This is a genomic window from Streptomyces sp. NPDC048696, from assembly GCF_043198895.1.
Taxonomy (GTDB): domain Bacteria; phylum Actinomycetota; class Actinomycetes; order Streptomycetales; family Streptomycetaceae; genus Streptomyces.
Window position 1 is genome coordinate 143,589 of sequence record NZ_JBICVJ010000017.1, and the last position, 12,016, is coordinate 155,604.

The 12,016-nt window shown below is 67.8% G+C and carries 7 protein-coding genes and 1 pseudogene; 5 read left to right on the forward strand and 3 right to left on the reverse strand.

What is annotated here, in order from left to right; genetic code table 11:
• Nucleotides 1-4: 4 nt before the first annotated feature.
• From ACGFRG_RS30175 to ACGFRG_RS30185, 3 genes are all read right to left on the reverse strand, one after another.
• The gene (locus ACGFRG_RS30175) at nucleotides 5-985 is read right to left on the reverse strand and encodes an FG-GAP repeat domain-containing protein (RefSeq protein ID WP_393268984.1); all 981 of its coding nucleotides are present in this window, start codon (nucleotides 983-985) and stop codon (nucleotides 5-7) included.
• A gap of 316 nt (nucleotides 986-1,301) precedes the next feature.
• Nucleotides 1,302-2,237: an FG-GAP repeat domain-containing protein gene (locus ACGFRG_RS30180; protein WP_393268986.1), complete on the reverse strand. Its 936-nt coding sequence runs from the start codon at nucleotides 2,235-2,237 to the stop codon at nucleotides 1,302-1,304.
• Nucleotides 2,238-2,391: 154 nt separating this feature from the next.
• On the reverse strand, nucleotides 2,392-6,243 hold the full coding sequence (locus tag ACGFRG_RS30185) for a GH92 family glycosyl hydrolase (protein ID WP_393268989.1): 3,852 nt from the start codon (nucleotides 6,241-6,243) through the stop codon (nucleotides 2,392-2,394).
• 539 nt (nucleotides 6,244-6,782) lie between these two features.
• On the opposite strand from ACGFRG_RS30185, the gene ngcE reads away from it, so the two are divergent.
• The 5 genes and pseudogenes from ngcE to ACGFRG_RS30210 form a co-directional block, all read left to right on the forward strand.
• Nucleotides 6,783-8,234: an N-acetylglucosamine/diacetylchitobiose ABC transporter substrate-binding protein gene (gene ngcE, locus ACGFRG_RS30190; RefSeq protein WP_393268992.1), complete on the forward strand. Its 1,452-nt coding sequence runs from the start codon at nucleotides 6,783-6,785 to the stop codon at nucleotides 8,232-8,234.
• Nucleotides 8,235-8,293: 59 nt separating this feature from the next.
• Nucleotides 8,294-9,220, forward strand: a complete 927-nt coding sequence (locus ACGFRG_RS30195; protein ID WP_361426355.1) for a sugar ABC transporter permease — start codon at nucleotides 8,294-8,296, stop codon at nucleotides 9,218-9,220.
• Entirely contained in the window at nucleotides 9,217-10,137 is a 921-nt protein-coding gene (locus tag ACGFRG_RS30200; protein WP_361426358.1) for a carbohydrate ABC transporter permease, read from the forward strand. The genes ACGFRG_RS30195 and ACGFRG_RS30200 overlap by 4 nt, the downstream gene beginning before the upstream one ends.
• A gap of 217 nt (nucleotides 10,138-10,354) precedes the next feature.
• Nucleotides 10,355-11,554, forward strand: coding sequence for an ROK family transcriptional regulator (locus ACGFRG_RS30205; RefSeq protein ID WP_393268997.1), 1,200 nt, complete (start codon nucleotides 10,355-10,357; stop codon nucleotides 11,552-11,554).
• Between the two features lie 120 nt (nucleotides 11,555-11,674).
• Nucleotides 11,675-12,016 (forward strand): annotated as a pseudogene (locus ACGFRG_RS30210) (ABC transporter substrate-binding protein); the annotation flags it as partial.

A 12,016-nucleotide genomic window follows, 5' to 3' on the forward strand; every position in this document is an offset into this window, starting at 1 on the left:
GTGATCAGAACAGCAACCGGTACGTGTTCCAGCCCCCGGTGCCGATCTTCACCCGCGGCTTGTACGGCGCCTTCGCGCCCCCCGTGCCCCGGTACAGCCACAGTGCGCCCGCGGCGTCTCGGGCGACCAGGTCGGTCTTGCCGTCGAGGTCCACATCGCCCGTGGACACCAGCGCGTTGTAGATGTTCCAGCCGCCACCGATCTTCACGCGCGGTTCGAAGGGGGCCCTGTAGTTGCCGGTGCCCTTGTAGAGCCACAGTGTGCCGTCGGCGCCGCGCGCCACGATGTCCGGTTTGCCATCGCCCGTCAGGTCGCCGTTTCCGGCCAGGGCGGTGTACTGGCCCCAGCCGCCGCCGACCTTGTATCGGGAGGTCAGCTTGCCGTTGCCGTACCCCAGGTAGAGCCAGAGCGTGCCGGACGAGTCGCGGCCGAGGAGGTCGCCGCCCTGGGCGCCGCCCAGGTTGCCCGGGGACAGGAGCGTGTTGTAGATGTTCCAGCCGCCGCCGACCGGCACCGTGGTGAGGTTGTCGAGGGGCTCGAAGGTCATGTTGCCCTTCGTGTCCCACTTCCAGGTGCCGTCCGGGACGCCGTCGGCGTCGTTGTCGACCTGAGCGGCGTTCTTGACGCCGCCCTGGCCCTCGTCCATCTGCATGCGCGACGAGAAGCCGCCCTCGAAGTCGGGCAGATAGGCGAACTCGTTGCCGGCGCGGTCCACGCCACGGAGCGGGAAGACCGGGTAGGCGCCGTTCGGGTCGCCGTCCGCGCGCGCGGCGCCGTGCCTGGCCGCGCCGCTCCTGGCGGCGACGGCCTTCTTCGCCGCGGCCTTCACCGACGCCTTGGCAAAGGTGCCGGGCGGGGTGGGACTGTCGGCGGCGAACGCGGAGGCGCCGGTGCCGACGAGTGCGGCGGCGACCGCCGCGGCGGCGAGACGGGCGGCTGTCCGCCCACGCGTACGTCCGGATATCTTGGCCTCGGTCTTGGCCACGTATCTCTCCAGAGGTCTCGATGAGACATGACGCGGCCCCGGCGCGCCATGGAGCCGGGCACCGGACACGTCACGCGATCAGCGAGAGTTTTACACAACTCCTTTACGTGTCAAGGCGTTTGAGTGCGGAACGCCGACCAAGGGGCGTGTCCTGGCCAGAGGGCGCGCGCACGGCAGTGGACGCGTTCACGGCAGAGGCTGCGGTCACGACAGAGGACGCGTTCACGGCAGAGGCTGCGGTCCCGGCAGGGGACGCGTACGACAGAGGGCCGCACCCCCCTCCGGGAGCACGGCCCTCTCGTCGCAGCGGACGGGATCAGAAGAACAGCCGGTACGTGTTCCAGCCGCTCGTCCCGATGTTCTTGCGCGCCGCGAACGGCGCTGCCGCGTTGCCCGTGCCGGAGTAGCGCCACAGGCCGCCGTTGGCGTCCCGGGCCAGTAGGTCGGTCCTGCCGTCCAGGTCTATGTCGCCGATCGAGAAGAGGGCGTTGTAGGCGTTCCAGCCGCCGCCGATCTTCACGCGGGGCTCGAAGGGAGACCTGTAGTTGCCCGTGCCCTTGTAGAGCCACAGCGTGCCGGACGTGTCGCGCGCGACGATGTCGGGCTTGCCGTCGCCGGTCAGGTCGCCGTTGCCGGCGATCAGGTTGTACGCGTTCCAGCCGCTGCCGATCTTGTAGCGGGAGGCGACCTTGCCGTTGCCGTAGCCCAGGTACAGATAGAGCGTGCCGGAGGCGTCGCGGGCGAGCAGGTCGCCGGCCGACGCGCCGCCCAGGTCGCCGGGGGACACCAGCATGTTGTAGGTGTTCCAGCCGCCGCCGACGGTCCACGGGTCGGTGGCGTCGTCCGGGGCGTAGTACATCGTGCCGTTGTTGTCCCACTCCCACCAGCCGTCGGCGTAACCGTCGGCGTCGTTGTCGACCTGGACCGTGTTCTTGATCTTGTCCCAGCCCGTGTCGACCTTGGCGCGGGGGCTGAGCGCGCCGCCACCGTCACGGTAGTAGCCGTACAGCGTGTTGGCCCGGTCCGCCGCGAACAGGTCGAACTGCGGGGCGTCCGCGCCGGCTGCGGAGGTCACGCCGGAGCGCAGCGACGGCGTCAGGGCGACGGCGCCGTGGTACGGCTTCGGCGGGTTGTCGACGGCGACGGCCGACGTGCCGGTGCCGACGATCGCGGCGGCCGCCACCGCGGCGGCGAGACGGCTGGCTATCCGTCCACGCCTACGGCCGGAATTCTTGGCCAGAGTCTTGGCCACGTGGGTCTCCATGGGGCTGAGATGCGTCGTGGCGCGCCTCAGCAGACGAGACGCGCCACGGGTTTCACGGAAATCTTGCCATGACTCCTTTACATGTCAATCTGCTTGATGTAAAAGCGGCCAACTCGACATCTGCACCGGTCCGATGGAACCGTCACCGCAGAAGTTCCGTCTCCGCGAGGGTCGCCGGGCCGCCGGTGGACACCAGCCGGTAGTGCCCGTACGAGCCGGGGCGGGCCACGCCGAACACCCGGGTCTGGCGGTCCCAGGCGAACGACTCACCGGTCCTGCGGTCGAGATCGACCCACGTCGTCCCGTCGGTGGAGCCCTGCAGGACCCAGCCCGTCGGGGCCTTGGCGCGCTCCGACGACGTCAGGGTGTACTGCAGCGCGCGCGTGGGCGATGCCACCGGAAGCTCTACGGAGTCGAACGTCGCCGCCGTCGCCGAGGTGTTGTCGAAGAGCGGGCCGGTCCCCGAGATCGCGTCGGAGGGCGGCGTGGGCACCTTGTCGTCCTTCGTGATCGAGGTCGGCGCCGCGTCCTTGCCGCTGCCCCAGGCCGACGGGCGCGGCCCCATGGCGAAGTCCAGGGTGCCGCCCCGGGCGAGCAGGGAGTGCGGGAGCGCGGTGGAGTTCCACGCCTTGCCGTTCACCCGCAACGACTGGACGTACACGTTCCGGTCGTTGTTGCGCGGCGCCTTCACCACCAACTCGCGGCCGTTCTCCAGGTGGAGCGTCGCCTTGGTGAACAACGGCGAGCCGATGGCGTACTCACCGCTGCCCATGACCAGCGGATAGAACCCGAGCGCCGAGAACAGGTACCAGGCCGACATCTCGCCGTTGTCCTCGTCGCCGTGGTAGCCCTGGCCGATCTCGCTGCCGGTGTACAGGCGGCGCGTCACCTCACGGACCTTCTCCTGGGTCTTCCAGGGCTGCCCCGCCGCGTCGTACATGTACGCCACATGGTGGGCGACCTGGTTGGATTGGCCGTACATGCCCATCCGTACGTCACGCGCCTCGGTCATCTCGTGGATGACGCTGCCGTACGAACCCGCGAAGTCGGGCGAGGCCGTCTCCGGGGTCGCGAAGAACGTGTCGAGCTTCTTGGCCAGAGCGTCACGGCCGCCGTACAGATTGGCCAGGCCGCGCGAGTCCTGCACGGCGGTGAACGCGTAGCCCCAGCCGTTGGTCTCGGTGTAGTCGTAGCCCCAGATCCGCGGGTCGTAACTGCCGCTCGGCACCCGCCAGTCGCCCTTGGCGTCACGGCCCTGGAAGAAGCCGGGGGCGCCCGCTCCGGCACTCGCGGCCTTGGGGTCGAAGAGCTTCACGTAGTTCTGGGCGCGGCCAAGGAAGTACGTCGACTCCTCCTTGTAGCGGGACTTGCCCGTCTTCTTGTAGAGCGCCTCGCCCATCCGCGCCAGGCCGTAGTCGTTGAGGCAGCCCTCCAGGGACCAGGACAGGCCCTCGCCGGTCGAGGTCGGGGTGTAGCCGAGGAACGGTGAGGTGTCCATGCCCTTGCGGCCGACCCCCGGGGACGGCGGGGCGACCGTGGCGTTCTTCAGCGCTGCCTCGTAGGCGGCCTCGCCGTCGAACTTCACCCCCTTCACATACGCGTCCGCGAACGCCACGTCCGAGCTGGTGCCGGTCATCAGGTCCGCGTAGCCGGGCGAGGACCAGCGGGAGATCCAGCCGCCGTCCTTGTACTGCTGGACGAACCCGTCGGCCATCTCGCCGGCCCGGGCGGGGGTGAGCAGCGAATACGCGGGCCAGGTGGTGCGATAGGTGTCCCAGAAGCCGTTGTTGACGTACACCTTGCCGTCGACGATCTTCGCGCCCGTGTGGGTCGGGGTGTCCTGGCCGGTGCCGGGGGAGAAGGGGCTGGCGTAGACGTCCTTCGAACCGACCTTCTCGGAGCCGGAGTTGGGGTAGAGGTAGAGCCGGTAGAGCGAGGAGTACAGGGTGGTGAGCTGGTCCTGGCTCGCGCCCTCGACCTCGACCCGGCCCAGGATCCGGTCCCAGGCGCGCTGTGCCTGGTCCTTCACCCGGTCGAAGGGCGTCCCGGCGGGGATCTCGGCGGCGAGGTTCGCCTTGGCCTGGTCCACACTGATGAGTGAAGTCGCCAGACGCAGGGTGACGGTCCGGTCCTTGCCGGGTTTCAGGCGCAGATACCCGGTGACGTCCGCGCCCCCGCCGCCGGGCAGCTTGGCCCCGGCGGTGGCCGGCGCGTCGAAGACGCCGTACACGAAGAGCCTGGTGGCACCGGCCGACAGACCGCTCTTCACATCGGAGTAGCCGGTGAACGAGGACGAGGACGGGTCCAGGGTGAGCCCGCCGTTGTTGTTGACGTTGTCGAGGACGACGCTCGCGTCATCACCGGGATAGGTGAACCGCATGGTCGCCGCGTGGTCGGTGGGCGCCATCTCGGCCTTGAGGCCGTTCTCGAAGGTGACCCCGTAGTAGTACGGCTTCGCGACCTCGTTCTCGTGCCGGAACGGCAGCGCCCGCGCGGTGCGCGAGGCGTCCGGGGTGCCGGTCGCCGCGGACGGCATCAGCTGGAAGGTCTGCCGGTCGCCCATCCACGGGCTCGGCTCATGACTGGCGCCGAACGCCTGGAGCACGGGCAGGTTGTCCGCGTTGTTGCGCCGCGCGTAGTCGTACAGCCAGTCCTGCGAGGCGGCGTTGGTCACCGGCGTCCAGAAGTTGAACCCGTTGGGCACGGCCGTCGCCGGGAAGGTGTTGCCGCGCGAGAAGGAGCCGCTGGAGTTGGTGCCCCGGGTGGTCAGCGCGTAGTCGGAGAGGTGCGCGAGGCGCTTGGCGGGCTTCTTCGGGGCGATCGCGATGTCGTCGATCCAGCCCTGGAACTTCGCCGGGCCCTTGGGCGAGTCGTATGCGATCAGGATCCGGTCGACGGTCCTGCCCGCGGCCACCGCGCCGATCCGCGACGACACGTGGTTCCACTGGTTCACATAGAGCGTCTTCGCCGCGCCCTGGCCCTGGGGGCTGAGCGGAGCGCCGTGCGAGTCGACGGCCCGCAGATCACTCAGATAGGTGCCGTCGGTGAAGGCGAGGTCCACCGACACGTTCGTGGCGGGGTAGCTGAGGTCCGTCTCCGGCATCGACGGGAAGATCTTGTAGTCGAGCTCGGTGTCCCGGCCGATCCGGGTGTGCACGTCGAAGACCTTGTTGTACGAGTACGCCCGGCCGTCCGCCTTGTGCGTACCGGCGTAACGCAGGGCCCTCTTTCCGGTGAATCCGGCGTTCGCCTTGGCGGTCGGGGATCCGCCCGGCCCCCGGTCGGGCTGGGTGCGCATGTCCGGCGGGACCGGGGTGTGGGTGTTCCCGTCGGAGAACTGGATGTCCGCCAACTGGGTGATGTCCGCACCGCTGTTGCGGGTGATCTCCAGGCGGTAGTGCGCGTACGCCGTGGAGTTGGTGAAGTCGTACGACTTGGTCTGGAAGCGCGAGGCGAACGTCTCGCCCGACCGGGTGTCCAGCGTCTTCCAGCTCTTGCCGTCCGCCGACCCCTTCAGCGTCCAGTCCCTGGGGTCGCGGGGAGCGGCGTCGTTCGCCGAGGTCAGGGCGTAGGTGACGACCTTGACCGGGGCGTCGAGATCGAACTCCAGCCAGGCCGTCGGGGCGAAGGCGAGCCACTTGGTGCTGGGCTGGCCGTCGACGAGGTTCTCCTTCACCTCGCCCGAGCCCTCGTTCTCGGCGCTCGCCCGGACCTCGGTCACCCGGTCGGTGACATTGCCCGGTATGCCGCTGGCGAAGGAGCCGTCGACACCCGACGCGCGCTTGGCGCCGTCGGGTCCGGTGTCCACGGTGTTGAGCCAGTCGGGTTGTGGCTGGCCGGTTTCGAACGATGTCCGGAACGTGTCGCCGTCCGAGGCGGGGGTGGCGGCGGCAGGCTGGGCGGTCGCGGCCCACTGGGCGGTCACGACGAGCATGAAGGCGGCCGCCGCCAGGGCGGCCGCCGGTCCTTGTCCGTGCCGGGATCCGAGCGGCATAAGGGGCCTTTCGATTGGCGGGCGCATGACACACCTCGGCCGAAACGGGGACACGTCCGGCCGGTGTACGGCGGTCATACGATCTGGACAACGTTGTCAGAGTGAAAATGCAGGATCCAGTAGGAAGGCAAGTCATAGGTGGTGTCAAGGGTGTTGAGGGGGAATGGCGCGGTCGTTTCGGATCTTGCCGGAAGTGTCGCGGGGGTCCGGCCCGGCACGCTCCGCCGTCAGATATCCAGGAGGTCTCAACTCGGGAAAGGATGCCGTCCAACCATGCTTTCGATCTTGCTCAGTTGACGGAAAGTGGACTATACCTGTCGGCGTCCGCTCCGCCGGGAAACCGGCGGACCTGGGGGACGGGGGACGTCGGGGAAGCAACGGCACGTCATCCTCCGCAAAGTCCGACGTATCCGCTGCGTACCCTGCACTACCCAAGCTTCAGCACAACTGACCGCGGTGGCGGGGCCCTTCGCCTGCAGGCGATTCGGTACGGGCGACCGGTACACCGCCTGAGTCCTGGAGAAGGCGAGGACTTGAGCATGGGATCCACCTCCGCCCACGACACCAATGAGGGCCTGGGCCGTCGCGATCTGATCAAGCGGTCCGCGGCGCTCGGTCTGATCACCGTTCCGGCGATGGGCTTCCTGTCCGCCTGTGCGAGCAGCAGCGACGACAGCAGTACGAAACCCACCAAGGGCACCAAGACCGACAAGAACCCGCTCGCGGTCAATGAGTCGGCGCCTCTCGACGTCGTCATCTTCGACGGCGGATTCGGCACCAAGTACGCCACCGACGCGAATGCCGTGTACCAGAAGGCGTTCCCGAAGGTAAAGATCAATTTCCACAAGACCCAGAAGATCCAGTCGGAACTCCAGCCGAAGTTCAACGGCGGCACCCCGCCGGACCTCATCGACAACTCGGGCGCCGAGCAGATGGACATGGGCGTCCTGGTCGGCAAGAGCCAGCTCACCGACCTGACCCCGCTGCTCGACGCGCCGTCCATCGACGACCCGGGCAAGAAGGTCCGCGACACGCTGCGGCCCGGCATCGTCGAGATGGGCCAGTTCGACGGGGACCAGTGCTGGATCTTCTACTACGCGTACACCGTGTACGGCGTCTGGTACTCGCAGACCGCGCTCGACAAGCTGGACGCCAAGTACCCGGAGACCTGGGACGAGATGCTCGCCCTGTGCGAGAAGGCGAAGAAGCAGGGCATCGCCGGCTGGACCTACCCCGGCAAGTACCCGTACTACCTGCCGTTCTCGCTCTACCCGTTCATCGCCAAGATCGGCGGCAAGGAAGTCCTCGACGCCATCGACAACCTGGAGCCGAAGGCCTGGGAGCACCCGGCCGTCAAGGCCGCGTTCGAGGCGTACTACGAGCTCTACAAGAAGGGCTACATCCTCCAGGGCACCCCGGGCATGACCCACATCCAGGCGCAGACCGCCTGGACCAAGGGGCAGGCGCTGTTCATCCCCAACGGCTCCTGGGTGGAGAACGAGGCGGCCCCCACCACGCCCAAGGACTTCAAGATGATGGTGGGCGCGCCCTCCGGTCTGGACGGCAACGACAAGATGCCGTTCGGCACCATCTGGGCGTCCGGCGGCGAGCCGTTCATCGTTCCGGCCAAGGCCAAGAACCCGGCGGGCGGCATGGAGCAGCTGCGCATCATGCTCAGCGAGGCGTCCTCGAAGAACTTCACCACCCAGGTGAAGTCGCTCTCCGCCTTCAACGGCGGCACCGACGGCCTCCAGCTCTCCACGGCGCTGCAGTCCGGTGTCGACGCGCTGAAGAAGGCCGGCACCAATGTCGTCAACCCGCGCCTGCAGGACTGGTATGTGAAGCTCCAGAAGGAGCAGATCGGTGTCTCCGGTCTCGGCGAGATGATGGCCGGCCGCGCGACCCCGGCCGAAACCATCAAGAAGATCCAGGGGTACGCCGACAAGGCCGCCCAGGACCAGAACATCAAGCACTACAAGCACAAGAAGTAACGGCACGTGGGCAAGCGTCACCAGCGGCGGCACCCGCCAGCAGATCGGGGTCGGTAACCATGCAACACGGCAAGTACCGGTTCATCGTGGGATTTCTGGTACTCCCACTGGCGTTGTACTCACTCTTCGTCATCTGGCCGTTCGTCCAGTCCATCTACTACTCGTTCACGGACTGGACCGGCCTGAGCCCGGACTTCAAGATGGTCGGCTTCGACAACTACAAACGGATGTTCCACGACGATGTCTTCTGGAAGTCGTTGCGGCACAGTCTGCTGTTCGTGGCGCTGCTGCCGCTGGTGACGCTGGGTCTCGCGCTGTTCTTCGCCTTCATGCTGAATGTCGGCGGGCGGCGCCGAAAAGGCGCCGCCATCGCCGGAGTGCGCGGCTCCGGTTTCTATAAGATCGCGTACTTCTTTCCGCAGGTGCTCTCGATCGCGATCGTCGCGCTGCTCTTCCAGTTCGCGTACAACCCCAACAACGGCGTCATCAACTCGGCGCTCAAGGGCGTCGGTCTCGGCAGCGTCCAGCCGAACTGGCTGGGCGATCCGAAGCTGGCCCTCTACTGCGTGATGGCCGTGCTCGTCTGGTCCACGGTCGGATTCTTCGTCGTCCTCTTCTCCGCCGGAATGGCCTCCATTCCGCGCGACTTCTACGAGGCGGCGCTGCTCGACGGGGCCAGCCGTTTCACCACGTTCTTCCGGATCACCCTGCCGCTCCTGTGGGACACCGTGCAGTCCGGCTGGGTCTACATGGGGATCCTGGCGCTCGGTGCCGAGGCGTTCGCCTCCGTGCAGATCATGACGGTGGGCCCCGGCGGCCCCGACTACTCGACCACGGTGCTGCCGCTGTACGTCTATCAGTCGGCGTTCCGCGACGGGCAGGCCGGCTACGCGACCACGATCGGTGTCGCGCTCCTCGTCGTCACGCTGCTCTTCGCGGCGATCGTGATGCGGCTGGGGCGGCGCGAGCGGCTGGAGTTCTCATGACCACTGACACCTCGACCGCCGACCTCGCCGAGGGGGAGGAGCGTCCTGACGTGACCAAGAAGGCCGCACCCGCCGCCAGGGAGTCCAAGGGCGAGGGACGGATCCTCAACGTCTTCTCGCACGGTGTGCTGATCATCTGGGCGATCATGGTCGTGATCCCGCTGCTCTGGGCGTTCATGGCGTCGTTCAAGGACGACAACTCGATCCTGTCGACCCCGTGGGCGCTGCCGGACAAGCTGCACTTCGACAACTGGTCGCGCGCCTGGTCCCAGGCCCACATGAGCGACTACTTCGGCAACACCCTGATCGTGGTGGGCGGTTCGCTCTTCGGCACGCTGCTGCTCGGCTCGATGGCCGCGTACGTCCTGGCGCGCTTCGACTTCCCCGGCAACCGGTTCATCTACTACCTGTTCATCGGCGGGATGAGCTTCCCGATCATGCTGGCCCTGGTGCCGCTGTTCTATGTGATGAACAACCTGAGCCTGCTGAACACCACGCACGGGCTGATCCTGGTCTACATCGCGTACTCGCTGCCGTTCACGGTCTTCTTCCTCACCTCGTTCTTCCGGACGCTGCCGACCTCGGTCGCCGAGGCGGCGATGATCGACGGCGCCTCGCACACCCGTACCTTCTTCCAGGTGATGCTGCCGATGGCCCGTCCGGGTCTGATCAGCGTGGGCATCTTCAACTTCCTGGGGCAGTGGAACCAGTACATGCTGCCGACGGTGCTCAACACGGACCCGGACAAGCGGGTGCTCTCGCAGGGCCTGGTCGAGCTCGCGACCAGCCAGGGGTACAAGGGCGACTGGTCCGGGCTGATGGCGGGACTGGTCATGGCCATGCTGCCGGTGCTCGCCGCGTACATCGTCTTCCAGCGGCAGGTCGTCGCGGGTCTCACGGCGGGGGCGCTGAAGTAGCGGTAGGTAACGTTCCGTATTCATCCCGGGACCGCCCGTCGGCGACACGCCGACGGGCGGTCCCGTCGTATGTCCCACTGCTCAGGTCTTGACGGGAGACAACCCGAAAGGCTCAGCTTAGAGTTCACATGTTGGAGATAGGACGGGGCCTCGAAGTGGCGGTCCCGTGCGGGGGCGGCCGTCGTGCCGCCTGCCTACGGCAGGAGTGGATGAGTCGATGGAGACTCCGGGGTCGCAGACGTCATTGCACCGGGCCAACCTTGAGCGGGTGGTCCGCGCGGTCCGCATGGCCGGCTCGCTCACCCAGGCCGAGATCGCCAGGACGACAGGGCTCTCCGCGGCCACCGTCTCCAATATCGTTCGGGAGCTGAAGGACGGCGGAACCGTCGAGGTCACGCCCACGTCGGCGGGCGGCCGCCGGGCCCGCAGCGTCTCGCTCAGCGGCTCCGCGGGCATCGTGATCGGCGTCGACTTCGGGCATACGCACCTGCGCGTCGCGGTCGGCAACCTGGCCCACCAGGTGCTCGCCGAGGAGTCCGAGCCGCTGGATGTCGACGCCTCCTCCGCGGAGGGCTTCGACCGGGCGGAACAGCTGGTCAACCGCCTGATCGCGGCCACCGGCATCGGCCCCGACAAGGTCATCGGCGTGGGCCTGGGCGTGCCCGGCCCCATCGACGTGGTGTCCGGCACGCTGGGCTCCACCTCGATCCTGCCGGGCTGGACCGGCATCAACCCCAGCGAGGAGCTCTCGGGCCGCCTGGGCGTGCCGGTCTACGTCGACAACGACGCCAACCTGGGCGCGCTCGGCGAGCTGGTCTGGGGCAGCGGGCGCGGGGTCAAGGACCTCGCGTACATCAAGGTCGCGAGCGGTGTCGGCGCCGGTCTGGTGATCGACGGGCAGATGTACCGGGGCCCGGGCGGCACGGCCGGCGAGATCGGGCACATCACCCTGGACGAGTCGGGCCCGGTGTGCCGCTGCGGCAACCGCGGCTGCCTGGAGACCTTCACGGCCGCGCGCTACGTCCTGCCCCTGCTCCAGTCCAGCCACGGGGCCGATCTGACCATGGAACGCGTGGTCCAGCTGGCCCGCGAGGGCGACCCCGGCTGCCGGCGTGTCGTCGCCGACGTGGGCCGCCACATCGGCAGCGGTGTCGCCAACCTCTGCAATCTGCTCAACCCCAGCCGGGTCGTGCTCGGCGGCGATCTGGCGGAAGCCGGGGAGCTGGTCCTGGGGCCCATCAGGGACTCCGTGTCGCGTTACGCCATCCCCAGTGCGGCGCGCCAGCTTTCGGTGCTTCCGGGGGCCCTGGGCGGGCGCGCCGAGGTGCTCGGCGCGCTGGCTCTGGTACTGAGTGAAATGGGCGATTCGACCCTGTTGGAGAACGCTCTCCCCGCGGCCACTCCTGCCTTCACTTAGATAACGGATGGCACCGTTGTCATCTCGTTAAGGATTTACTCCTTGACGGTGGCCCCCCGGCCGAGTTGACTTCCAGCCACCTCGGCCGCAACGTCGCGGCCTCGTCAGGGAGGTTTCAGAATGAACACGCGTATGCGTCGTGCCGCCGTGGCCGTGGCCGCCACCGCGATGGCTGTCTCTCTCGCCGCCTGTGGCAGCGCCAAGGAATCCGGCAACAAGACGAAGGAGTCCAGCGGCTCCTCCAAGGGCGACGCCATCAAGATCGGTCTGCTCCTGCCGGAGAACCAGACCGCGCGCTACGAGAAGTTCGACAAGCCGCTCATCGAGAAGAAGGTCAGCGACCTGACCAACGGCAAGGGCCAGGTGATCTACGCCAACGCCAAGCAGGACGCGACGACGCAGACGCAGCAGGTCGACACGATGATCACGAACAAGGTCGACGCGCTGATCGTGGACGCGGTG

Coding starts and splice junctions, on each gene's coding strand:
- ACGFRG_RS30200 (WP_361426358.1), top strand. CDS start 9,217: ATGACCACTGACACCTCGACCGCCGACCTCGCCGAGGGGGAGGAGCGT.
- ACGFRG_RS30185 (WP_393268989.1), bottom strand. CDS start 6,243: ATGCCGCTCGGATCCCGGCACGGACAAGGACCGGCGGCCGCCCTGGCG.
- ngcE (WP_393268992.1), top strand. CDS start 6,783: ATGGGATCCACCTCCGCCCACGACACCAATGAGGGCCTGGGCCGTCGC.
- ACGFRG_RS30195 (WP_361426355.1), top strand. CDS start 8,294: ATGCAACACGGCAAGTACCGGTTCATCGTGGGATTTCTGGTACTCCCA.
- ACGFRG_RS30205 (WP_393268997.1), top strand. CDS start 10,355: ATGGAGACTCCGGGGTCGCAGACGTCATTGCACCGGGCCAACCTTGAG.